This is a genomic window from Streptomyces sp. NPDC050121 (assembly GCF_044460385.1).
GTDB classification, from domain to species: Bacteria; Actinomycetota; Actinomycetes; order Streptomycetales; family Streptomycetaceae; genus Streptomyces; species Streptomyces soliscabiei.
Map to the genome: position 1 here is coordinate 341670 of NZ_JBITJV010000005.1, position 25090 is coordinate 366759.

At 69.5% G+C, this 25090-nt stretch carries 12 protein-coding genes; 6 read left to right on the top strand and 6 right to left on the bottom strand.

Features of this window, described 5'->3' with window-relative positions; translation table 11 throughout:
* The first annotated feature begins 54 nt into the window (after positions 1–54).
* Positions 55–579, top strand: a complete 525-nt coding sequence (locus ACIBTS_RS11145; protein ID WP_399318395.1) for a DUF1990 domain-containing protein — start codon at positions 55–57, stop codon at positions 577–579.
* A gap of 25 nt (positions 580–604) precedes the next feature.
* On the opposite strand, the gene ACIBTS_RS11150 is transcribed toward ACIBTS_RS11145, so the two are convergent.
* Positions 605–1057, bottom strand: coding sequence for an ATP-binding protein (locus tag ACIBTS_RS11150; RefSeq protein WP_399318397.1), 453 nt, complete (start codon positions 1055–1057; stop codon positions 605–607).
* A 254-nt stretch (positions 1058–1311) separates the two neighbouring features.
* On the opposite strand from ACIBTS_RS11150, the gene ACIBTS_RS11155 reads away from it, so the two are divergent.
* Both ACIBTS_RS11155 and ACIBTS_RS11160 read left to right on the top strand, forming a co-directional pair.
* Positions 1312–2166 carry a helix-turn-helix domain-containing protein gene (locus ACIBTS_RS11155; RefSeq protein WP_399318399.1) on the top strand — a complete coding sequence of 285 codons (855 nt, stop codon included), beginning with the start codon at positions 1312–1314 and terminating at the stop codon, positions 2164–2166.
* Positions 2167–2177: 11 nt separating this feature from the next.
* Positions 2178–2411, top strand: coding sequence for a DUF397 domain-containing protein (locus tag ACIBTS_RS11160; RefSeq protein WP_399318401.1), 234 nt, complete (start codon positions 2178–2180; stop codon positions 2409–2411).
* Here ACIBTS_RS11160 and ACIBTS_RS11165 read toward each other — a convergent pair.
* The 4 genes from ACIBTS_RS11165 to ACIBTS_RS11180 form a co-directional block, all read right to left on the bottom strand.
* Positions 2357–3550 (bottom strand): hypothetical protein, encoded by a 1194-nt coding sequence (locus ACIBTS_RS11165; protein WP_399318403.1) that lies wholly within the window; start codon positions 3548–3550, stop codon positions 2357–2359. The genes ACIBTS_RS11160 and ACIBTS_RS11165 overlap by 55 nt on opposite strands.
* Positions 3551–4216: 666 nt before the next feature.
* On the bottom strand, positions 4217–4819 hold the full coding sequence (locus tag ACIBTS_RS11170; protein WP_399318405.1) for an SMI1/KNR4 family protein: 603 nt from the start codon (positions 4817–4819) through the stop codon (positions 4217–4219).
* A 312-nt stretch (positions 4820–5131) separates the two neighbouring features.
* A complete protein-coding gene (locus ACIBTS_RS11175) occupies positions 5132–5734 on the bottom strand; it encodes an SMI1/KNR4 family protein (protein WP_399318407.1) in 603 nt (200 codons plus the stop codon).
* A 24-nt stretch (positions 5735–5758) separates the two neighbouring features.
* Positions 5759–16360: a LamG-like jellyroll fold domain-containing protein gene (locus tag ACIBTS_RS11180; RefSeq protein ID WP_399318409.1), complete on the bottom strand. Its 10602-nt coding sequence runs from the start codon at positions 16358–16360 to the stop codon at positions 5759–5761.
* 579 nt (positions 16361–16939) lie between these two features.
* Between ACIBTS_RS11180 and ACIBTS_RS11185 the strand changes: the two genes are divergently transcribed.
* Complete coding sequence (locus ACIBTS_RS11185; RefSeq protein ID WP_399318410.1) at positions 16940–18457, top strand: hypothetical protein; 1518 nt, start codon at positions 16940–16942, stop codon at positions 18455–18457.
* Positions 18458–18503: 46 nt separating this feature from the next.
* Here the strand turns inward: ACIBTS_RS11185 and ACIBTS_RS11190 are convergent, their stop codons facing one another.
* A complete protein-coding gene (locus ACIBTS_RS11190; RefSeq protein ID WP_399318432.1) occupies positions 18504–21128 on the bottom strand; it encodes a glycosyltransferase family 1 protein in 2625 nt (874 codons plus the stop codon).
* A 325-nt stretch (positions 21129–21453) separates the two neighbouring features.
* Between ACIBTS_RS11190 and ACIBTS_RS11195 the strand changes: the two genes are divergently transcribed.
* Together ACIBTS_RS11195 and ACIBTS_RS11200 are read left to right on the top strand one after the other, a co-directional pair.
* The gene (locus ACIBTS_RS11195; protein WP_399318412.1) at positions 21454–22671 is read left to right on the top strand and encodes a S8 family peptidase; all 1218 of its coding nucleotides are present in this window, start codon (positions 21454–21456) and stop codon (positions 22669–22671) included.
* 174 nt (positions 22672–22845) lie between these two features.
* On the top strand, positions 22846–24984 hold the full coding sequence (locus ACIBTS_RS11200) for an alpha-1,4-glucan--maltose-1-phosphate maltosyltransferase (RefSeq protein ID WP_399318414.1): 2139 nt from the start codon (positions 22846–22848) through the stop codon (positions 24982–24984).
* Positions 24985–25090 lie beyond the last annotated feature (106 nt).

Here is a 25090-nt window from a genome sequence, read left to right on the forward strand (position 1 = left end):
AAGGCGGCACCCGGGACGAAGGCATCCCCGGGTGCCGCCCTACGCTTGGGCCCCATGTCTCCCCAGGACTTCACCTACACCGACGTCGGCGCGACGCGCGACCGCCCCGGCTTCTGCCCGCCGGGCTTCCACGCCCTGCACGTCCGCACCCGCCTCGGCGAGGGCCACGAGGTCTTCCGCCGCGCCGCGGAAGCCGTCCTGACCTGGGAGATGCACCGAGCCCTGGGCGTCGGCATCGACGCCTCCGCGGAACGCGCGGCCCCGGACGTCGACGTCACGGTCACCCTGGCCGGCCTCATCAAGGCCCCCTGCCGCGTGGTCTGGACGGTGGACGAACACCGCCGCGCCGGCTGGGCGTACGGCACGCTCCCCGGCCACCCCGAGTGCGGCGAGGAGTCCTTCCTCGTCGACCGCACGGGCGACGGCACGGTCTGGCTCACGGTGTCGGCCTTCAGCCGCGCCGCGAAGTGGTACGCGAGGGCGGCCGGCCCCGCGAGCCGCGGGTTGCAGCAGGCGTACGCACGGCGGTGCGGGGTGGTGCTGCGGGGGTTGTGCGGGGAGGTCTCCGAGGAGTCGTAGTCGGGTGGGCCGGGCGGTCCGGTCCTCAGGCTGCGCGCAACGCCTTCCCCTGCCCGCCGACCTCGAACCACAGCAGCTTTCCCGCCCCGCGCCCAAGCGCCCAGCCGCCCCACCAGTCCGCGTACTCCTGCACCAGGTACAGCCCGCGCCCGCCCTCACCGTCGACCGGCACGGGCGACAGCCGATCCCCGGGAGGCTTGGCGAAGGGCGCGGGGATATACGGGTGGCTGTCCCAGACGCCGACCCTGAGCCGCCCGTCCCCCGGGGCGGTGAGCCGGAGCGATGCGGGCCCGTCGGTGTGCAGGTACACGTTGGCGACCATCTCCGACGTCAACAACTCGACGACGTCCAGCACTTCACCCATGCCATGCCCACCCAGCGCCGCCCGCACGGTCATACGTGCGACACGTGCGGCTCTGGGGTCATGCGGCAGACGGAGCGCGTACACCCAGACGTCGGGCGGGGCTACGGTGACCATGAGGACCTCCGGGAGGAAGGGGAGGGGGTGCAGGAAAGGGATGGGAAGGGACTTGGCGACTCGCTCACGTCCACGCCGGGCGGTGGCTTGCCTGGCTTGGTGCGCTTCCGACTCATGGGGCGCGGGATGTTGAGCGGGTACGTGACCACCGTAGGACAGATGGTTAGATAGATCTAACTAAATCGACAGTAAGCCTCCAACCTTCACTCGTGTGAGGGACCGGCGCGTCGCATTGCGGCCAGGAAGGAGACTCCGTGCCGCCCACCAACAGCCCCACGCTCCGTCAGCGGAGGCTGGGCGCGGAACTGCGCAAACTCCGCGAGCGCACCGGGCTCACGACCACCGGCGCCGCCCAACTGCTCGGCGTCAACCAGGCGCGCGTCAGCATGATCGAGACGGGGCGCACTCCAATCAGCGCCGACCGCATCCGCTCCATGGCCCATGCCTACGACTGCTCCGACGGACGGCTTGTCGACGCCCTTGCCGCAATGACGGGGCGACGCACTCGCGGCTGGTGGGAGGAGTACCGCGACCACGTACCCGTGGCACTGGTCGACCTGGCCGAACTGGAGCACCACGCCACCGCGCTCCGCGTGGCCCTCCTGTTCCACATCCCGGCGCTGCTCCAGACGACCGACCACGCTCGAGCCCTGTTTCAAGCCGTGGTCCCACCCATGCGGCAGTACGAGGTCGAGCACCGCCTCACCCACCGCATGAAACGGCAAGGTGTCCTGCACAGGGAGAACCCGCGCCCGTACACGGCAATCATTCACGAGGCGGCGCTGCGCATGGGCTTCGGCGGCCCGGTCGTCACGCGCGGCCAGCTGAAACACCTGCTCGACATGACCGAACTACCGCACGTCACCATCCGCGTCATCCCCTTCGACACGGACGATTTCCCGACCACGGGCCAGTCCTTCGACTTCGTGGAAGGTCCGCTCCCCCAACTCGACACGGTTCAACTTGACTCACACCACGGTGCCTGCGAATTCCTCGACGCGGAGGCCCAGTTGGAAAAGTACCGGGCTGTACTCGACCGCATGGAGTCCTGCGCTCTGACCACCACCGAGTCAAGCGACTTCATCCACAACCGCATACAGGACCTGTGAAAGGACCGCCCGTGCAGACCCTCCACTGGCAGAAGTCGTCCTACAGCGGCGACGGCTCGAACTGCGTCAACGTCGCCGCCGCCCCCACCGGTGCCCTCCACCTCCGCGAAAGCGACGAGCCGGAGGTCGTCCTCACGACGACTCCGGCCCGGTTGCACGCACTGATACGTGGTCTGAAGGCGATGCAAGGTCAGGTGCGGGACACCACGCCGCAGCTCTCGTCGCGGTTCTCGTCGAGGTTGTGACTGCGGTCGTACGGGTCCGTCGTCGGCCCGGTCGGAGGCGCGCCTGTAGGTTCGGCCGAGTCGAAGTGAGGGTGCAGAAAGCCGTCATAGACGTCGCACGCGGAGTTGCCGATGTCCCGGTCGTACTTCCTGACGGCGATCTTCCCCGGGGTGACCGCGTACTTGGCGGGATCGGGGAGCTCGAGGTCGAGCACGCGGCGCACGATGGTGCGGGACACCTCGGTCGGGACGTCCTTGGCGACGCGCACCACCGGGTAGACGAAGGTGTAGTCGGCGTGCACGACGACGGAGGCCTGCTCACCGGCCTTGAACGTCATCCGCCCCCGCGTCTTGACCACGCTGCCCGCCAGCCGCAGTTCCTTGGGGTCGAAGCGGCTGAACATCGCCAGCGGGTCGTGTTCCTTGTCCGGCTTGCTCAGCCCGGTGTTCAGCTCGTCGAGCAGTTCCTTCTGCCGTGGTTCGATCACCGAGAGCGCCGCCGTGGGACGTTCGCCGCGCAGGGTGGCCGGGTCGAGGTTGGAGTCGATCAGCAGCTTCCTGGTCTGCTGCAGCGCCTGCTCCACCTGGGCCTTGGACAGCGATCCGATCGGGGTCGCCTTCGGCAGGACGATGCCGGCGGCGCCGTCGGCCCACTGCAAGGCCGGGGAACCAGCGAACGGCCGTTCCAGCGTGGGGGTTTGGGGGTCCACCGCCTCGGGCGCCCTCGTCGGCGCCGCCGTCTCAACCGGCAACGGTGACGCGGACGCCGCAGCCTCCGACCCCCCGGCGCCGAACGGATCACCGGGCAACACCGACGGCTTCATCGCGACAACGGCCAGGGCGATCACGACGGGCAGGCCGAGGATGACCCACAGCCGCCGCTTCCGATTGGCTCTCCCCTGTATCTCCTGCCGGGACGGACCCGCACGCCAGCTCTCGGGCAACTCGCCGCGCGCCTCCTGCTGCCGCAGCCGCTCCGTGACCATACGGGCCCGCGCGGACGGCTCCTTCGGCGCGGACGCTATCCCCCGTTCGCTGTCCTGGAGGAACCTCGCCCACTCCTCATCGGATATGGAGCCGCTGCCGGGCTGGGGAGAAGCCCCGTCCCCGCCCCCCTCTTCCGAACCGGACCTGTGCTCTTCGGACGGTCTGTCGGACACGCGCCGTCGGCCTCTCTGTGAATCGGTTACCGGGCGTCACAGCCTATGTCAGCCCTGCCCAGGCGTGACGAGGACTTTGCCTCAGCCAGACGGCACGCCCGACTCACCCCTGGTCGGCCCCCGAGCCGGGCACCGTCGCGACCGGATCGCCAGGCTGCCATTCCGCCGAACTCCACTCCGGCGTGGGAGCCGGACGGGGCGGCGCGGGTGGAGGGTTCGGGCCACGATTGGGGTTCTGCGGAACAGAACCTGACCCGTTCCCTCCACTCGACCCGCGACCAGTCGTACCCGAACCGCTCGACTTGCCGGAGCCACCGCCGCCCACATGCGCCGACGATTCCTTCGTCACCCGCGGAGCCGAGGACTTCGACGGTGAGGGCGTCGGCGATGCGGTCGCCGAGCGACTCGGAGCGGGGCTCAGTGAAGCAGACCCGCTCGACGAACTCGCCGACGCGGACACAGAGCCCACCGGCGCACCCTCCTCACCCGCCGGCTCACCGGTACCGGCAGCACCGGCCGCCGAACACCCCACCACACCCAGCCCGGCCAGGGCCACGGCAGCCCACAGCACCACAGACCGTCGGAGACGACCTCTGACCATCTCCGGTCTCTCTTCGCTCACTTGCTTCATTCCACTCACTCGCTGCTTCGACTTCGGTGCCTGGATCACATTCCGCGGGGTGGTCCGTACCGCGTCTCCGGACGCTCGTCGGGAGTCATTGGCAGGTCCTGCAGCACCACAGGACCGGGGTAGAAAGCAGAGCCACCTGGCCCAGTAACCTCCTCACCGGTGAGCCAGAGGTAAAGCCACTCCGCGAACGAGAACGAGAACTCAAAGAACTCGCCTTCGTTTTCAATGAAGAGCGCCCCTATCCCATCCCCTCCCCGGGGCGCGTAAAAGATCGTATCGCCACGATCGGTACTAGCGATTGGTATCAACCCGTCCGGACCGCCAAAGATCAACTCTGCTACGCCGAGGGAAATACGCGGATCCCCTTCAACGTCCACATCATCCCAATCGATCTGCGACCAGGAATCGGCCGTACTCCGAATCGACTCGCCCAGGTTCCAACGCTCCGTCGCTGGATGGCTCAGGTACAGATGGCCATTGATGCGAACGGGAGCGTAAGCATCGACGATCTCCTTGTAGTCCGCTGGGAGACCCACGCCCAGCTCGGCCTCCAGCTTCCGCCATGCCTCGGAATCTCGGTTTCGCCACACCGGATCACCAAGCATGTCCAACACTCGCCCAAGATAGTTTTCCTTCATCCTCGTCATTTTCCCGGAAAGTCCGAAGGATACCCCCGGGTTGTCGATTTCGGCCGGGATGTCACCGCCGCAGTGCGGGACCACGGAAACGCCAGGCGTTTGCCCGATTTGATGGAGTTCCTGATTTCCTTCTCCACCTCATGGTTGAGGTACGGGGAGTTGGCCTCCTCGTACTCTGCTATCAGTTCCGCAGGCCGATTCTGGAGCCGCTCGCTCCCGCAGGCATCAGATGTCGTTGGCGGGCGTCTAAGGCTCGGACCGGTCTCGTTCATCCCCGGCGACCCCGCTGACCGCCACTTGAGAGGGGTTCGCTCAGTCTCCGAACATACCCGCGAACGGATCGGGTTCACCGGTCCATGGGGAGATTCCGGCCTTCCGGAGCCGCTGCTCCTCCTCCTTGTGCAGGAAGCGAGCGGAACCGACCCCCCAGAGCGAGACATCACCCAGCGGACACTCGTCGAATTCCGCACGAAACAAGCGGCACAAGAATTCCAGCATTCCACACGCATACTCGGTCCATCGCGCGTCGCCCCGGCCCCACACCACCACGGACCACTTGTCCGGATCGGAGTCCGTGGCCAGCCAGCACAGAATGTCCGCGCTGGAATCCCCTCCCCAGGCGATGAGGCGCGGAATCTCCGCTGCTCCTGGCTTGGCAGCCCGCCACACGTCCTCAGCGTTCGCTGATTCCTGCTGCATGCCCATATAGGAGGCATCGCCAGGATCAACGTGAGCCTCAGGCGCCAACAACGCCAGGTAGTCATCGATGGCGCCTTCACCGTACTCGGCCATGAACTCCTTGTAGTCGCTGGGGAAGCGCGTTCCCCAACTGGCTTCAATGGAATCCCAGTCCACGGAATCACCGGCCCCCGGATGGGAGGGCATGATGCGCCTCACTTCTTCAAGCCAGGACACGAATCCATCACCTCTCAAAGGTTGTTACGGCATCGAGCCGGTCGGCACGGCAAGGCCGGTGCGACTGTCCGTGACCGTGCCGAGGTTCTTCATTCCCTGCCGCGGGCTGTAGACCGAGTTCGGGACGGGCTGGCTGAAGGAGATGCCGGGGGAACCGTCGGGCCTGGTACCCCGGGCCGTGAGGTCGAAGGACACCGGAACCGTCCTCGAACCCGCGTAGTGGGGTGTCACGGTGTAGTGCACCACTTGTCCACTGTCGATGGCGCTCTTCACCCGGCTCTCGTAGGAGTACATGTGGTCCTCGATGCGACCGTCACCGTTAATGGCGAAGTTCGCCTGGCGTGAGCACGTTGCAAGGTTCCGCAGATCCGTTCCCGATCCGCTGAGGGCGTCACCGAGCAGATGGCAAGCGTTGATCGAGATTTTGGAGTTGAGGCCGAGGTACCCCGCGTAAGCCTTGCCCCACTGATAGCCAGCAGGGGAGACCTTACTCGTATCGGTCTTGCTTCCCTTGTGCTCGGCAAGGTAGTCGCTGTCCAGGCACGCTTCCACACCGGTGGCCCGGTTGCCGTTCGCGCTGTCGAGATCGCCGAAGTCGACCCAGCCCTCTCCGCCGCGACGGCAGTCGCCCCGGTTCTGGGTGTCCGTGCCCGTCCCGTTGCCGTCGCCGAGCAGCGCGTTCTGGGCCAGCGCCTCAATAGGGATGAAAGCCGTGATACCGGCCAGGTCGAGCATCGCCTGGGCTGTCACCGTCGCGCTGACTCCCTGGCCGGCGGTCCATATCGCGTCGGTCCAATCCGGTGCCGCCTTGGGGCGAGTGGGGGCAACCGTAGGGCGGGGTCCGTTGTTGGGGTTCTGGTCGATTGGCGGTTTCGGGGGCGTCGTCGGCTTTGTTGTGCATGTGCCGTTGCAGCGGTCGCTGACGGTCGTGGAGCCGCCACCGTAGTGTCCGCCTCCCCTCCTCGACGTCGACCCGCCTCCGCCGCTGCTGTAGGCGGACCTCCCGCTGCCGCCACACTGCGCCGTCCAGGGGTGGCTGTCGCAGAACAGCTCCTTGGTAGAGGCGTGGGAATAGGTGAGGTAGCACGGCATTCCCCAGCAGTCGTCACCGATGCTGTCGCTTCCTCCCATGAACGCGGTGAAGAAGACACCCAGAGGAGACGGCCTCACCAGGTTCTCCGCGACGCTCAAGTAGTGGCCCCAGTCCCAGCTATGACCAGTGGGATCCGTCCACATCAAAGGATTTCCGCCGCCGTAAAGGTACCGGTTGCCACGAGAGGACGGCATCGGGTCCAGTTGCCACGTATCCCGCGACCCGAAAGCCCCCGTCCCCGGCTGGTACCAGCGTGCCGCCATGTTGACGTCGCCGGTCGTCGGGTCCGTCCAGCCGGACTGGTAGCCGACCGCCGGGGTGGAGCCGGCGGTTGCCGTCTTCTTGCCGAAGGGGTCGTACGACGTCGAACCGGTCACCGTCCTGCCGTCGGCCGTCAGGCCCGCGACCAGGTCGGCGTGCTGGTCTGTCAGGGCCCACTGCTTCGTCGTGCCCGTGGAGAGGGAGAGCAGCGAGCCCTCCGGGGTGCGGTTGTAGTCCGTGGTCCCGTCGCTCGCGAGGTTGTTGGAGCCTCCGTCGTAGGTGAAGGTCGTCGAGCCGTGGGTCTGGACTCGGTCCAGGGAGTCGTACGAGTAGGTCGTGCCGCCGTCAGTGATCTTGCGTTCGAAGGCGTCGAAGGTGAGCGAACGGGCCGGGCCGCTGCCTGTGGCGACCGAGGAGAGCGTTCCTCTTGCCGTGTACGTGTACGTCGTCGTGCCGTCCGTCAGCTGGCGGTTGCGGGCGTCGAAGGTCGCCGTAGTCGCGCCGGCCTGGGTGCGGTTGCCTGCCGCGTCCCACTCGTACGACGTCGTCGCCGTGCCGTCCTTCGTCCAGGACGTCATGCGGTTCGCGTAGTCGTAGGCGTAGGTGTTCGTGCCCGCGCCCGCCGTGCCCGTCGTCTTCTTCGACGTCAGGTTGTCGTCCAGGTCGTAGCCGTACGTCGTCGAGGCGGCGGTCGTCGTGCCGTCGGGCGAGGCCACCGTGTCCGACTGCGCGCGGCCCAACGGGTCGTAGCCGTACGTGCGCTTGGCCGTGACCGTCTGGCCTGCGGCGTACTGCTCCACGCTCGGGCGGCCCGCCGCGTCGAAGTCGTACAGGACGTTGTTGCCGGTGATCGAGTCCCGGACGGTGTCGATACGGCCCGCGGCGTCGTACGTGTAGTCGGTCGTGCCCGCCGTGGTGGTGCGCTCGGTCATGCTGCCGTCGGCGTTGTAGGCGTATGAGGAGCTTCCGCCCGGGCCTTCGGCAGTCAGCAGCGCACCTCGGTCGTTGTAGGTGTACGTGTCGCGGGTCAGGCCGTCCGCCGTGCCGATCGCCGTCAGGCGGCCGGTCAGGTCGTGTTCCAGGGTGCGGGTCGTCGTCGGCGCCTCCGCGCCGCTGCCCGTCTCCCTCGTGAGGCGGCCGAGGCCGTCGTACGTGCGCTCGCGCTTCACACCGCCGGGCAGCAGTTCGGTCACCGCCTGGCCGGCCTTGTCGTACACGGTCGTCCAGACGCGGTCGGACGCGTTCGGGTGGGCCGGTGTGATCGGTTCGATCGTCGACTCGGGCAGGCCCCAGGTGTTGAAGGTGTAGTCGGTCTCCTGGTCGCGGCCGTCCGTCATCCTGGTGCGGTTGCCCGCCGCGTCGTAGCCGAAGGTCGTGGTGATCGAATCGGTCGCGGAGACCGGTTCGGTCTGCCTCCGCAGCCGGCCCAGCGCGTCGTACACGTACGTGGTGCGGGCGTTGGTCTGTGCGGAGACGGTGGCCGTGCGGTTGCCTTCCACGTCGTACTCGGCGGTCGCCGTGCGCAGCGCCGTCGTACCCATGCCGTAGTCGGTGGTCCCTGTGACGTTCCCGAGGGCGTCGTAGGCCACCGTGGTGCGGCGGCTGGTCGCGTCCGTCGTCTCCGTCCGGCGGCCCAGGCCGTCGTAGTCGACCTTGGTCGTTCCGGCCGGGTCCGTCACCGTCTTCGGCTCACCGGCCGCGTTGTACGTGCTCGTCGTGCTGATGCCGGACGGCGTCGTCGACCTGGTCTGGTTGCTCGCGTCGTCCCACGTGTAGCGGCTGACCAGGTTGGCGGTGCTCGGGTAGCGCTCGACGGTTGTCGCCGTCAGCTGCCTGCCCAGTTCGTCGTACGTCGCCTCGGTGCGCGCGCCCATCGGGTCGGTGACCGAGAGCTGGAGGCCGGTGGGAGTCCAGGTGGTGCGGGTGACACCGCCGCCGTCCGCGCCGGCGGGGTTGAGGAGGTCCGGGTCGGTCTCCGCCGCCACGGCCGTGGCGGCATCGGGTGCCGGGTCCGTCTGTGTGGTCAACTGGCCGAACTGGTCGTAGGCGTAACGGGTGACGCGGCCCAGCGGGTCCGTCGCCGTCTGTGGAAGTCCGAGGGCCGTGTATGTCGTTCGGGCGGTCGCCGTCAGGGCGGTGGTGCTGCCCGGCGGGGTGTAGTCGGGAAGGGTGACCGCGGTGGTGCGGCCGAGGCTGTCGACCTCGCTGCGGGTCACATTGCCGCGGACGTCCTTCGTCTCGGTGGCCTCGCCGAACGTGTTGTAACCCGTCAGGGTGGTCGGCCTGAGCGTGACCCACTCTTCGCCCTCCTCCTCGGTCTGGACGGCCGGGGCGGACTGCTGCACCGGGCGGCCCAGCGCGTCGTAGCGGAAGGTGGTCGTGAACGCGGCCGGGTCCGCGCCCGTGACGTTGCCGCGCGGGCTGACCGATGTCAGCGGCAGGCCACGGTCGTCGTAGGTGCCGGTGGTGACGTGGGTCGTGGCGCCGTCCGTGAGGGTCTGCTTGGTGACGTTGCCTGCCTCGTCGTACTCGGAGGTCGTGGTGAGCTTCTTGGCGCCCGAGATGGTCTGCGTCTGCTCCTTCACGCGGTCGTCGCCGTCGTATGTGTACGTGGCGGTGCGGTTCAGGCCGGCCGGGTCCAGGGTGCTGGTGAGGGTGCGGCCCAGGGCGTCCACGGCGAAGGTCTGCGTGGTCGTGCCGCCGCCGGTGACCTGCTTGGTGAGGTTGCCTGCCGGGTCGTAGACGTCGGACTCCAGCACGATGTCGTGCCGGGTGCCGTCGGCCTGGGTGACCTGCTGGGCGGTGGTGGTGGCCGCGAGACCGTCGTCGTAGTAGGTGTACGCGGTCGTCGCGCCCATCGCGTCGGTCGTGGAGGCGAGACGGCCGGCCGGGTCGTAGGCGTTCGACACCACCGTCAGATCCCTCGTGGTGCCGGACGGGTCGCCCGTCCAGTCGTCCAGGACCGTCGTGGCGTGCTGGCCGCGGGCCGTGTAGGTGTACGTGAAGTGGGTGCCCGCCGCGTCGGTCATGCCGACGGCCCGGCCGAGTTCGTCGTGCTCGTAGCGGGTGGTGTTCTGCTCGGCGTCCGTGGCGCTCTCGTTGAGGCCGTGGGCGTCGTAGGTGTAGGCCGTGGCCCGCTCGGCGTCGCCGCCCGTGGTGTCCTTCGTCGACTCCGACAGCAGGTTGCCGTCCTCGTCGTAGGCGCGGCTGATCAGGGCCGTGTGAGTGACCTGGGTGATCTCGTTCTGCACGCCGGCGCCGGTCTCGGTGACGACATGGGAGGCGGCGTCGTAGGCGTACGTAGTGCTCACGCCGGACGGGAACGTGTCGGAAACCTGCTTCTCGGTCGTCTTCCGGCCGAGTCCGTCGTACGTGTACGACGTCACCAGGCCCGACGGCGAGGTCACTTCGGCCAGGTCGCCGCCCGCGTAGTAGCGGTACGAGGTCTTCGCGCCGCCCGGTGTGGTCCGGGTCAGCACGAGGCCGGCGGGGGCCGTGCCGCCGCCGACGGCGGTCTCGGTACCCGCTGTGTACGTCGTCACGGCGGTGGAGGCGTCCGGGCGGGTCACGGTCGTAGGCAGGCCGAGCGTGTTGTAGGCGTACTGGGTGCGGTAGCGGCCGTCCTTGTAGTCGGTCGAGCGCTGGTCGCTGCGGGTCAGCGGCTTGTCGTTGCGGGGGTCGAGCGGGTCGCTCGCGTTGAGGTAGTACGAGGCGAAGCTCGTCCAGCAGGAGTCGGCGTCCCGGCAGGTCGTGCTCGACACGACGTTGCCGCGCGCGTCGTGGCCGGTGACCACGCTGTGGCCATTGGGATCGGTGACCGTGTGGAGGTTGCTCGCCGAGTCGTAGGCGTACGAGGTGACCGCGCCGGTGGCGTCCTTCGCCGCGACGACGCGCTGGCCGCGCAGGGCGTCGTAGCTGGTGGCGCTGGTGTGCTGCTGCGGGTCGGTGACCTGCACGGTGGACGTCAGGCCCGAGTCCGCGGCCTCGGCCTGGGCGCGGTAGTGGGCGGAGACCTGGTCGGCCGTCAGGGAGCCCCGGTAGAGGGTCGCTTCGTCGAGCTGACCGTTGAAGTAGTAGGTGGCGGCGGGCAGGTCCATCCAGCCGCCGTTGGCGTAGCCGCCGCCGAGGTAGGCGTAGGTGCGGCTCTGGTCGGCCACCGCTCCGGTGATCGAGCCCAGCTTCACACCGTCCAGGTAGAGGCTTTGGGTGGTGCTCGCGGCCGTCAGTACGACGTGATGCCATGCGCCGTCGGTGACCGCCGTCGGCGAGGTGACGGGCGTGGCGGACGCGCCGCCGGACAGGTAGAAACGCCCGCGCAGCTTGCCCGCGCCGTCGACGTTCAGCACCGGCAGCGCCGAGGTGGGCGTCTGGCCGACGGGGGCGTCCTGGAAGGCGAGCAGGACGCCCGACGCGGCTGTGGTGCGGAACCACAGCTCGGCAGTCAGGTCCGTGGTGCCGGCGAGAGTCGAGGCGGGGAGCTGCACCGTGCCGCCACCGCCGAGCTTCACGGAACGGTCGTCGCCCGAGCCGAAGACGCCTGTCTGGTCGAGCTTCGAGGTAGCGCCGGTGTCGGGGCGGAAGGTGGCTCTCATGCCGGGGCCGCCGACCTCGCTACCCAGCGCGGTGCCCTCTTCCTCGCCGAGGCGCCAGTAGGCGGCCGGGGCGTCGGCGAGAGCGACGCCGTCGTACTGGTCGCCGCGTCCGGTGACCAGACTGCGGCGTGCCTGGATGTGCTGGTTGGGGGCGTCCGTCTGGCCCGCGGCCACCGGGACGTACTTCCACACGCCCGAGGTCTGCGTGAACGTCACGAGCGGCTTGTCGTAGAAGGCGACCTCGTCGATCTGGCCGGTGAAGTTGCGGTAGCCGGAGGCCTGTCCGTCCCAGCCGGTCGACGAGTAGCCGCCGCCGACGAAGACATGGGAGTAGCGGTCCGCGACGACGCCGGTGGCCGTGCTGCCCTGGAGGTCGCCGTCCACGAACAGCGCCTGCATGCCCACGTTTCCGGTGAGCAGGACGTGGTGCCAGGTGTCGTCGGTGAGGACTTCCTTCGACAGTAGGCTGCTTCCGCTGCCCGAGAGTCTGCCGCGCAGCTTGCCGGCGGCGTCGATCAGCAGCATGGGCCGCCAGCCGGTGGGGGTGTCGCCGAAGTCCGCGTCCTGGTTGCTGACCAGCACCCCCGGACCGGCGGTCTTGAACCACAGTTCCAGCGACATCGCCGTGTTGGCGCCCAGCGACTCGACGGGTACCTCGACCGCGCCCTCGCCGGTGAAGCTCGCCGCGGTGTCGTCGCCGTCGGCGAAGACGCCCGCGCTGCCCAGGCGTGTGCCGTCCAGGTAGCTTCCGGCGAGGTCCTCGCCGAGCGGGCTGACGGCTTCGGCGCCGCCCCGCTCGCCCAGCCGCCAGTAGCCGGTGGGGCCGCTGCGCTGGATGGTGTCCGCGTAGGAGGAGGATGAGGTCGAGTAGGCGGGCGCCGAGACCTTCCAGGTGCCGCCGTTGTCGTCGGTGTGCTCGGTGAGCCGGCCGCTGACGGTGTCGTACGTCGCGGTGGCGTGCAGGCGGCCGGAGGGCAGGGTGACCTTCGTCAGCTGGCCGACGGCGGCCCGCGCGGCGTAGTGCTCGGCGATGGTCGCGGGGTCCAGGGTGTGGTCGTAGAAGGCGACTTCGTCCATCTGGCCCTTGAACGGGTACCAGTTCGCCGCCATGTCCATCCAGCCGCCGTTGGCGTAACCGGCGCCGAGGAAGGCGTACTCACGAGACTGCTCGGCGATGACACCGTTGATCGAACCGAGCTTCACCCCGTCCAGGTAGAGGCTCTGGGTGTTGGCGGCGGCCGTCAGCACCGCGTGGTGCCAGGCGCCGTCGGTGACCGCCTGCGGTGAGGTGATCGGCACCGCGGAGGCGCCGCCGGACAGGTAGAACCGCCCGCGCAGCTTGCCCGCGCCGTCGACGTTCAGCACCGGCAGCGCCGTGGTGGGCTTCTCACCCACGTCGGCGTTCTGAAAGCCGACGAGGACCCCGGCGACCGTGGTCGTCTTGAACCAGACCTCGATGGTCGGGAAGGCTGACGTCTTCAGTGTGTCCGCCGGCAGTTCGACGACCGAGTCGACGCCGTCGAAGCCCGCGGAGGTGTCCGCCGTGCCCGCGATCGCCGAGTCGGCGCCGAGCTGGGTATCCCGGTGCACGGCGTCGTTCAGGCCGGTGCGCGACACGGCCTCGCTGGCCGCGACGGAACCCTCGGGCTCGCCGAGACGCCAGTAGGAGGTGGGGGCCGAGTCCAGCACGCCGCTGCGGTAGACCGAGCCGGTGGCGTACTCGTACACCGTGCACTTGGTCGTCGACGTCGGCGGGCACACCCGCGTCAACTGGTCGCCGGTGTAGGTGTACGACCAGGTCAGGCCCGGGGTGCTCGCGTCGATGGCGCTGGTGGTGACGGTGGTGACGTGCGCTCCGGTCCAGCCGAAGGACAGAGAGCGGCCCGACAGGTCGTCGGTCACCTTCGTCACCGGGCCGCCGGTCGCCGTCTCGTGCGCGATGGTCTGGCTGCGACCCGCCACATCGCTGATCTTGGTGAGGGCACCGCCCGCCAGGAAGCGGTAGGTGGCGCCGGAACGTTCCCGCAGAACCCAGTCGGTGGACTGGTGGGCCAGAGTGAGCGAGCCACCGGACGGGCCGGTGTACGTACCGTCGGCGTTCTTGCCGAATCTCGCCTGCGAGCCGTCGGACAGGGTGACGAGGACCGACGACGTCGCCGTTTCCTCCCTCAGCTGCATGTCCCATCGGGTGGACCAGCCGGTGCCGAACGCGCCGCCGGTGCGCGGGTCCAGGGAGTTGTACGTCCGGGTCAGCGAGAGCTCGGGGCCGACGGTGGTCAGGGCGGCATCGGTCGCCGCCGTGACGTAGTTGCCCTCCCGGGTGCCGATCTCCTTGCCCTCGTCCGCGCCGCCGAGGTGGCTGGTCACGGCGGGTTGCGGAACCTGGGTGGTCAGCAGGGCCGCGCCGGGGCGCGTGGAGGTGGCGGAGCCGTCGTAGGCGTACCCGTACCAGGCGTACGTCTTGCCCCAGGACAGCCAGCCGGACGGCACCGCCCACTGCTGTTCGTTGCCCCGCGTACCGGTTTTGCAGTTCTTGCGCAGGTTGCTGCCCTCGACCTCGCACACCTCGAAGGAGTACTGCAGGGCGGCTTTCGGGTAGCGGTCCGCGTCGGTGCCCTTCGCCCAGAGCGTGGGGGTGAGGGTGTTCACGGTGATGCCGCTGCCGGGCGACTCCGCCGTCAGCTGCGGCGGGATGTTCACCGCGGAGACTTTCACCGCCGCCCCCGGCACGCCGGCGGCGGTGAAGCGGCTGACGCCGACCTCCTCCATCGTCCACTGCACGGTGTACGTGGCGGGTGTCAGCGGGGCGACCTTCGCGTCCAGCGTGATCGACTCGCCGGGCGAGATGGCCTGCGGCATCGCCGTCCAGCGGATCTTGGCGCTGTCGGTGATCTCCTTGCCTGCCGCGTCGAACAGGTTGTACCGCAGCTTGTAGGCGCCGCCCGCGGGCCAGGTCGTCTGCCCCTGGTTGGTGACGGTGACCTTCTCGACGCCCTCGGTGGTGGCGGTGACCGGCGCGGTGAAGTCGCCGAGCGAGTAGGCGGCGCCGTACTTGGTCCAGGTGACGTCCAGGCTCGGCTTGCCGTTCGGGTAGTCGTCGGAGCCGAACTGCTTCCAGCTCTTGGAGTCGGTGGCGGACGCCTTCACCGCGAGGCCGTAGTTTTTCTTACGGGCGTGCGTCCAGTCGTCGACCAGCTTGCGGCCTGCCGAGCCGAGTTTGATGGTCTCCCAGGCGGCACCGCAGGACCAGGTCGTCGTGCCTTCGGGCCGCCAGCCGTGCGCGAAGCTCTTCGACGCGAGCGACGCACCAGTGGAGGGTCCGGGCCATTTGGAGGTCGTGGACTCGGCCCAGTTCGAGGTGATCGGGTGCACGGTCACCGGCCGGGCGGTGCACGACTGCGACCAGGTGTTGTAGAGCGCGAGGTTGGCGCTGATCACCCAGGCGTTCTTCAGGGTGGTCTCGAGCCCCGCGAAGCGCAGGAACGCCGAGGCCTTGTGGCTGCCGCCGTCGTACGTGCCGACCTTCAGCACGGTGTCCGAGGCGAAGTTCTGGCTGTACGGGTACTCGACGTACGTGCCCGACGTGGCGTCGACGGACATCACCGACGGGTCGACGCGGACGGGGAAGACCCGCTCGGGCGCCGTCAGCCACGCCTTGTCCAGCTTGACGACCAGGACCTGCCGGCCGTCCTCCACGGTCAGGCCGTAGGTGACGCCGGAGGAGATCACGCCCTCGTTGGAGTCCGGGGCGAGGTGGGAGTCCTGCATCCAGCCGGCCGGCGTCCAGGCGCGAACGGCGCCCTCGACGTCGGTGAACACCACGTTGCCGTGTTCATCAAGCGCTGCCGTGAGCCCTTGCAGCTGAAGCGGGAAGCGCCACTCGGTGGGCGCGGCGGCGTCCTTGAGGACGAGGGTCTCCTTGACCGAGTCGCTGCCCGCGAGGAACTCCACGTCCGAGTGGGGGCGCGCGTTCTCGTAGGTGAGGGTGCTGTCCTCGGCCTGCCCGGTGACGGGGTGGGCGTCGTCCACGCCGTAGCCGACGGAGACGCCGTCGTCGACCTGCATCCGCACCACCGGGTCGGCGTCGGCCGTTCCGGCGAACTCGATCGGAGCCTCGGTCGAACCGGTCTCCCAGCCCTCGCCGCCCACGCTCATCGTGCTGGGACCCGACGACTCCTGGGGCACCAGCGTCGTGTCGATGGGCTTCCAGCCGCCGTCCTTCGCCCGGAAGTTGACCGGCTCGGTGTAGAAGCGGGTGGTGTAGGTGCCGTCCGGGTTGAGGTAGGTGCGCTCGCGCTCCGCTCGCTCGCCCGCCACCTCCTTGCTGCGCTTGGCGTCGAAGCCCTGGGGCTCGACGGCGCCGGGGGCCGCTGTCTCAACCACCGAGCCGGGCTTGGGCGTCCGAGTGGTGCTGGGCAGGCGGGTGACGCTGTCGCTCTGTTCGGCGGGCAGCTCGCCCTTTCCGGCAAGCGCGCCCTCACGCCCGCCCTTCGCGGAGGCGTCCGTCGCGTTCTCGGACGCGGTGTGACTGCGCCCGGCGGCGGACCCCCACCGCTGGTCTGGAGCCGCCCCAAAGCGGACGGGCGTGGACTGGCCCACGGCGAGGGCGACTTGCTCGGTCCCGGCCAGCACGGCCAGGACGAAGACAACGACAAGAACCAGCGGACGTGCCGGACGCACGGAATCCCCCCACCCCAAAAGATCACGAGTGGGGAAGTTCTAAAGGATCTCCAAACAAAAGCACAAGATGTTCACACGGTTCCCTCAAGTGAAGTGAACATGATCACAGGACATTCACCACGGAACGCCGTCACTCGGTCACCCGATCTCCACCACCCGCGCCCAAACAGGCGGCGAATCCGGTACGCACTCGGGGTCGTCCTCGTCGTACGACGGGCTTCGGGGGAACAGGCCCACCACCGTGCGGCAGGGTGGCGGGTGCTTGGCCAGGGGGTTTGGCCAATCAGTTCCGGTCCGCATACCTCCCCACCGGTCCGTCGACGTGACCAACGCGGACGGCCCGCCGAAACCACTTCGAACTCACGTTCGCCATGCCGTAGCTTGACTCCGTTCGGGGCCGTTCGGCCCCCTCGGAAAGGCGACGACTTCGTGCACTCGTCCTCCTCGAACAGGCCCCGCCGCAGACGTGCCGTCACAGGAACGGCAGCGCTCGGCTTGCTGATTGCGGCTGCAGGGATCGTCCAGCCGACCGCGGCGTCCGCCTCGACGCATGACAACCGTCCAGCCGCTCCGACCGACTTGCACACCTCCCCGATCACCTCCTGTGACGGCGACACCATCGTGGGCGACGGCGACGTCACTCTGTTCGCGAAGGTCGCGGACCCAGACGGCGGGATCCTGGGCGTCGACTTCCGCCTGTCGCCGCACGGCAGCGAATCCGACGACCCGATCGCAGAAGTGCGAGTGTCGGCGGCTTCGGGCCAAAATGCCGGCTACGTCGTCCGGAGGGAAACGCTCGAGTCGGCGGCAGGCGGATCCATCACCGAGTTCGACTGGAAGGTCCGGGCCACCGACTCCCAGCACACCGGCGACTGGTCGACCGTCTGCCACTTCTCCTTCGATCCGACGCGTACGGGTGCGCCCGTGATCTCCGAACCCGTGGCCTCCACCATCGGACAGCCATTGAGCATCGCCGTGAGCGCGCCCAGCGGCGGAACCGTACCGAGCCGCTACCGCTATCAGCTCAACGGAGGTCCGTCGGTAGACGTGACCGCCGACGCCTCCGGCAACGCCACCATCACGGTCACCCCGACCAGCCACACCAACACCCTGTCGGTCACCAGTCTGTCCGCAGGCGGCAACTACGGTGAGACGACGACCATCTTCATCATCTCGGACGCGCCCTCGACCAATCAGGCCGACGGCGACCTGACCGGCGACAACGTCCCCGACCTGGTCACCGTCGGCGCGCAGAACGGCTTCCCGTCAGGTCTGTGGCTGGCGCCCGGCACCGGTGACGGGCACGTCAGCAGCTCTCCGACCGACATCGGCGTCAACGGCGACGGCCGTGGCTCCATCGGCTCGTCCTCGGATTTCGACGGCTCGTCGGTCATCACCGGACGCTTCACCGGCGGCGCGGAACAGGATGTGCTGGTCTACTTCCCAGCCGGCCCCTACGCGGGCACCGGCATGATCGTCAAAGGCAGCGGAGACGGCTCACCGCTCAATCCGGTCAGCGGGAACGGTGCCTACATTCGGGGTGGTTCGTTGCAGGACGTCTACGGCGACGACCCCGTCCAGCTCGCCAACGCCGGGAACACCTCCGGCCGCGGCACCGGGTTCCCCGACCTCATCGGCATCTCCGGTGACGGCGCCAACGGTTACGCCCTCAACCTCTACCTGAGCGGCTTCAACGCCGGCCTCTACTTCCCCGTCGCGCTCGACGTCACCACCCCCGACGGCACCGCGGACTGGAAAGACTGGACCATCGCCACCACGCAGCTACCCACCGCGGACGGCGGCAGCGGCACCGCGATGTTCCTGTGGAACAAGGCCACCGGCGAGCTCGACCTGTGGGAGAACCTGGCCGCCGACCCCGACACCGGCAGCCTCACGTACACCGCCTATACGGTGGCCACCGGGTGGAACACGGGAGCCGCGCTGAACCTGCAGGCCGCCGACGCCAACGGCGACGGCGTACCCGACCTGTGGGCTGTCTCCGAAGGCGGGACGGTCACAGCCAACCTGTTCACCAACCTGTCCAGCACCGCCCCGGCCACGCTGACGAGTGTCACCGAGACCCTCAGCACCGATTGACGGACGGGGGCGCCGACGATCCCTTGTCGGCGCCCCGGCAGAGCCGTTACCGCAGCACCACCCCCGCCCCCTCCACCGCATCCCCCGACGGCATCTCCAGTAGGCCCAGTTCGGCGCCGGAGGCCAGTAGGCGGTGGGCCGGGAGGATGCGGACCGTGTAACCGAAGGGGCCTGTGCGGTCCAGGGACAGGGGGCCCTCGTACACCCACCTGCCCTCCAGGTCGGGGCCGCTCGTGGGTTTCAGCGGGACCGTCGAGGCGTCCGTGATGCGGTCCTCCTCGTCGACCCGGCCGGAGACGGCCTGGATCTCGACGTCGTCGGGGGCGAGGTCGCCGAGGCCGACGCGGACCCGCAGTGCGAGGGTCGTGCCGAGTTCCGCGGTGGCGGTGGCCGCCGATGTCTCGACGTGGTCGACCGTCACCGCGTGCCAGGCCGAGCGCACCCGCTGTTTCCAGGCGGCGAGTTCCCGTGCGGCGCTGGGGGCCATCGTCCGGTGCGCGTGGGCGGCCGGGGCGTAGAGGCGTTCGACGTACTCGCGGACCATGCGCCCGGCCAGCACCTTCGGGCCGAGCAGGGTGAGGGTCTGGCGGACCATCTCGATCCAGCGGTCGGGCAGGCCCGCCCGGCCGCGTTCGTAGAAGCGGGGGGCGATGCGCTGTTCCAGGAGGTCGTAGAGGGCCGCCGCCTCGACGTCGTCGCGGTGGTCGGGGTCGGTGCCGGCGCCGTCGGCGGTGGGGATCGCCCAGCCGAAGTCGGGCTGGAACCATTCGTCCCACCAGCCGTCCAGGACGGAGAGGTTGAGGCAGCCGTTGAGGGCCGCCTTCATACCGCTGGTCCCGCACGCCTCCAGCGGCCTCAGCGGATTGTTCAGCCAGATGTCGCAGCCGGGGTACAGCTTCTGTGCCATCGCCATGCCGTAGTCGGGGAGGAAAACGATGCGGTGGCGGACCCGTGGGTCGTCCGTGAACCGGACCAGTTCCTGGACGAGGCGTTTGCCGCCGTCGTCCGCCGGGTGCGCCTTGCCCGCCACCACGATCTGGATCGGCCGCTCGGAGTGCAGCAGCAGGTCCATCAGCCGGTCGCGGTCCCTCAGCATCAGCGTCAGGCGTTTGTACGAAGGGACGCGGCGCGCGAAGCCGATGGTGAGGACGTCCGGGTCCAGGACGTCGTCGACCCAGCCCAACTCGGCCGTGCCCGCGCCGCGTTGACGCCAGGACGCCCGCAGCCGGCGCCGTACCTCCACCACCAGTTGCTCGCGCAGGTCGCGGCGCAGGTCCCAGATGTCCTGGTCGCAGATGTCGGCGACGGCGTCCCAGCGTTCGGAGCCGCCGACGCTCAGGGCGTCCTCGGCGCGCTCGCTGCCGATCTGGCGGGCGCCGAGCCGGAGCACTTCGGGGGCGACCCAGGTCGGCGCGTGCACGCCGTTGGTGACGGAGGTGATCGGCACCTCGTCGGGGTCGAAGCCGGGCCACAGGCCGGCGAACATCCCCCTGCTCACCTGGCCGTGCAGCAGGGACACGCCGTTCGCGCGCTGCGCCAGCCGCAGGCCCATCACGGCCATGTTGAAGAGGTTCGGCTCGCCGCCCGGGTACGTCTCCATGCCGAGGCGCAGGATGCGGTCGACGTCCATGTGCGGGAGTTCGGCGTCGGGTCCGAAGTGGCGGGCGACCAGCTCGCGGTCGAAGCGGTCGATGCCGGCCGGGACGGGGGTGTGGGTGGTGAAGACGGTCCCGGCGCGGACGGCTTCCAGGGCGGAGTCGAAGTCCAGTCCCGTGTCGGCGAGTTCGGCGATGCGCTCCAGTCCGAGGAAGCCCGCGTGGCCCTCGTTGGTGTGGAAGACCTCGGGTTCCGGGTGACCGGTCAGGCGGCAGTACGTGCGCACCGCCCGGACACCCCCTATGCCGAGCAGCATCTCCTGGAGCAGCCGGTGCTCGCTGCCGCCGCCGTAGAGCCGGTCGGTCACCCCGCGTTCACCGAGGCCGTTCTCCTCGATGTCGGAGTCGAGCATGAGCAGCGGGACCCGGCCGACCTGGGCCAGCCAGACGCGGGCGTGGAGCTGTTTGCCGGCCGGGAGGGCGAGGGAGATCTGCGCGGGGGCTCCGTCGTCCTCCCTCAGGAGGGTCACCGGCAGCTCGTTGGGGTCGAGGACGGGGTAGTGCTCCTGCTGCCAGCCGTCCCGGGAGAGGGTCTGGCGGAAGTAGCCGTGCCGGTAGAGGAGTCCCACGCCGATCAGCGGCACGCCCAGGTCGCTGGCCGCTTTCAGGTGGTCGCCGGCGAGGATGCCGAGGCCGCCTGAGTACTGCGGCAGGGCGGCCGTGATGCCGAACTCGGGTGAGAAGTAGGCGACGGCGGCGGGGAGCCCTGCGGTGGCGGGCTGGTCCTGGTACCAGCGGTCGCCGCTCATGTAGTCGTGCAGGTCGTCGGCGGCGGCGGTGAGCCGACGCAGGAAACGGCGGTCCTCGGCGAGTTCGGTGAGGCGTGCCGGGCGCACGCTGCCGAGGAGTCTGACCGGGTCGCCGTCGCAGACGGCCCAGCGCTCGGGGTCGACGGACTGGAACAGGTCGCGGGTCTCCGCGTGCCAGGACCAGCGCAGGTTGCGGGCCAGGTCGCTGAGCGGGCGGAGGGGTTCGGGGAGGAGGGGTCGGACGGTGAATCGACGGATCGCCTTCACATTCCACCTCGGCATGGCGCGTTCGCTGGATGGACACACGGCGGTGTGGGTCCACGTCTGCTGAAAAGGTACCGGCGCTGGTGTCGGCCTTGCTGGGGGCTGGCCGCCCCCGGACCCCCGCTTTTCGTCCTGAACGGCCTCGTCCTCAATCGCAAGACGGGCTGAAGTGACCTGACCCGGCGCCACCCAGGCCCTCCGCAACGGGCCGAAAACCCTGTTTCTCCCCCGGAGGCCACCTTGTGGGGGTTCACGCCCCGCGAGAGGCTGCCCAATGGCGTGCCCGGCGAAGGCGGGGCGCGTCGAGTCGAGGAGGGGAACGCGAACCATGGCACGGACGCGTATGCGGCGTCTGCGCCGGGTGGGGGGACTGACCGCGGTCGCCACGACCGTGCTGCTGTCGGCCGTCGCCCTGCCCGCGCACGCCGTACCGGAGGGGAAGATACTCGGCGCCGGTCTGCCCGGCTCCGTCGGCGGAAGCTATCTCGTGACGCTGAAGGGGGACACGCACGCGTCGTCGGAGGACGGACGACGGCTTGCCCGGACGTACGGGGCGAGAATCAGCCAGACCTACGGCACGGTCCTCAACGGGTTCGCCGTCGAGGCCGGCGAGAGACAGGCTCGGCGGCTCGCGGCCGACCCGCGTGTGGCGTCCGTCGTGCAGGACACCCGGGTGACGCTGGACGCCGCGGGGGGCGCCGTCGGGAGGAACCCGCCGCCGTGGGGACTGGACCGGGTCGACCAGCCGAGCCGGCCGCTGGACGGCAGCTATCACTGGCCGAGGTCCGCGGGCGCGGGCGTCACCGTGTATGTGATCGACACCGGTGTCCGGATCACGCACGACGACTTCGGCGGCCGGGCGAGCTACGGCTGGGACTTCGTCGGCGGTGACGGCGTCGCCGCCGACGGCAACGGACATGGCACCCACGTCGCGGGCACCGTCGCGGGCACCGCCCTGGGCGTCGCCAAGAAGGCCAAGGTGGTCGCGGTGCGAGTGCTCGACGACGCCGGTGCGGGCACCACCGCGCAGGCCATCGCGGGCATCGACTGGGTCACCCGGCACGCGCACAAGCCCGCCGTCGCCAACCTCAGCCTGGGCGGCGGGTACAACGCGGCGTTGGACGCCGCCGTGCGCACGTCCGTCCGCTCCGGCGTCACGTACACCGTCGCCGCGGGCAACGTGGGGCAGCCGGCCGCCCTGCACTCCCCCGCCGACGTGCGGGAGGCCATCACGGTCGGCGCGACCGACAGCAATGACGCCAGGGCGGCCTTCTCCAACTACGGTTCGGCCGTCGACCTGTTCGCGCCGGGCGTGTCGATCACCTCCGCCTCGTACACGAGCGACACGGGCCGGGTCGTCTACTCCGGTACGTCGACGGCGTCGCCGCACGCGGCGGGCGCGGCCGCGCTCTATCTCGCCGACCATCCGAAAGCCACTCCGGGGGAGGTCTCGAAAGCGTTGGCAGCGGGGGCGGCGAGCGGGAAGGTGTCCGGTCGGGGAGCCGGTTCGCCGGACAAACTCCTTCAGGTCCTCCCCGCCGGGTAACGGGGTCTCAAAACCGGTCTCGTTCCCCTCGAACGAGGCCGGTCTTGTGTGTAGACATACGCGTGAGTAGTTAACAAAGTGCCGGATTGCACACCCGAACAGGGTGGGAAGGCTCCCTCGGTACACGACCCCACATCCATCCGCCCACCCTCGTTGATGCGGACAGGAGCGGTCATGCCCGCCACGCACCACTCGTCAGCACCCCCGACACCCCGCACCAGGGCGACACCCGCCCCCGAGACAACGGACGCGCTCCCCACCCCGGAAGCGCTCCCCGCGCACCCCGCCGAAACCGCCTCCTCGGACGAGGTCGCCGACACCGCCGTCGGGCGCATACCGGTTCTCGACGTCCGCCCGCTGGTCCAGCAGGGCCGCCGGCCCGCCAAGGCGGTCGCCGGTGAGACGTTCCAGGTGTCGGCGACCGTGTTCCGGGAGGGACACGACGCCGTCGCCGCCAATGTGGTCCTCAAGGGCCCGGACGGTGCCCTGGGCCCGTGGACGCCGATGCGCGAACTCGCCCCCGGCACCGACCGCTGGGGCGCGGACGTCACGCCGGACACCACCGGCCGTTGGACCTACACCGTGGAGGCCTGGGGGGACCCGGTCGCCACCTGGCGGCACCACGCCCGCATCAAGATCCCCGCGGGGATGGACACGGAGCTGGTCCTCGAAGAGGGCGCCCGGCTGTACGAGCGGGCGGCCGCCGGAGTGCCGCAGGGGCCGGACCGGACCGTGGTGCTGGCCGCGGTCGACGCCCTGCGCGACGCGTCCCGCCCGGCCGCGGCCCGGCTGGCGGCGGCGCTGACACCGCAGGCCGAAGCCGTCCTCGGCCGTCATCCGCTGCGCGATCTGGTCACCGCCTCCGAGCCGTTGCCGCTGCTGGTGGAGCGGGAGCGGGCGCTGTACGGCGCGTGGTACGAGTTCTTCCCGCGCTCCGAGGGGACCCCCGAGCGCCCGCACGGCACGTTCCGCACCGCCGCGCGCAGGCTTCCCGCCATCGCCGCGATGGGCTTCGACGTCGTCTATCTGCCGCCGATCCACCCCATCGGCACGACGTTCCGCAAGGGCCGCAACAACACCCTCGACCCCGGCCCGGACGACGTCGGCGTGCCCTGGGCGATCGGCTCCCCGGAGGGCGGCCACGACGCCGTCCACCCGGACCTGGGCACCATCGAGGACTTCGCCTGGTTCGTGGAGCGGGCGGCGGAGCGCGGGCTGGAGATCGCCCTCGACTTCGCCCTGCAGTGCTCGCCGGATCATCCCTGGGTGCAGAAACACCCCGAGTGGTTCCACCACCGCCCGGACGGGACGATCGCGTACGCCGAGAACCCGCCGAAGAAGTACCAGGACATCTACCCGATCGCCTTCGACGCCGACCTGGACGGGCTCGTCGCCGAGACCGTCCGGGTGCTCAGGCACTGGATGTCGTACGGGGTGCGGATCTTCCGCGTCGACAACCCGCACACCAAGCCGGTGGTGTTCTGGGAGCGGGTCATCGCGGAGATCAACGGCAGCGACCCCGACGTGATCTTCCTGGCGGAGGCCTTCACCCGGCCCGCGATGATGCACACGCTCGGCCAGATCGGCTTCCAGCAGTCGTACACCTACTTCACCTGGCGCAACACGAAGCAGGAACTGACGGAGTACCTCACCGAACTCTCGGGGGAGGCCGCCTCCTACATGCGGCCCAACCTGTTCGCCAACACCCCCGACATCCTGCACGCCTACCTCCAGCACGGCGGCCGGCCGGCCTTCGAGGCGCGCGCCGTCCTCGCCGCCACGCTGTCCCCTACCTGGGGCATCTACAGCGGCTACGAACTCTGCGAGAACACGCCATTGAAGGAGGGCGGCGAGGAGTACCTCGACTCGGAGAAGTACCAGCTCAAGCCCCGTGACTGGGCGGCGGCCGAACGCGAGGGCCGCAGTCTCGCCCCGCTGATCACGAAGCTCAACGAGATCCGGCGGGCCAACCCGGCCCTGCACCGACTGCGTGATCTGCACTTCCATCCGACCGACAAGGAAGCGGTGATCGCCTACTCCAGAAGGAGCTCGAAGAGCAGCGGTTCGAACACGGTTCTGGTGGTCGTCAACCTCGACCCCCACCACACCCAGGAGGCGACGGTGTCGTTGGACATGCCGCAACTCGGCCTGGACTGGCACGAGTCGGTGTCGGTGCGCGACGAGCTCACCGGCGAGACCTACCACTGGGGCAGGGCCAACTACGTGCGCCTCGAACCGGGCACCCGGCCCGCGCATGTACTCACCGTCCTGCGACCGTCCAACCCGCAGATCGGAGGGTCACCCACACCATGATCGTCAACGAGCCCGTTCCGGACACCTTCGAGGACACGCCCGCCAAGGACCGCGACCCCGAGTGGTTCAAACGCGCCGTGTTCTACGAGGTCCTCGTCCGCTCCTT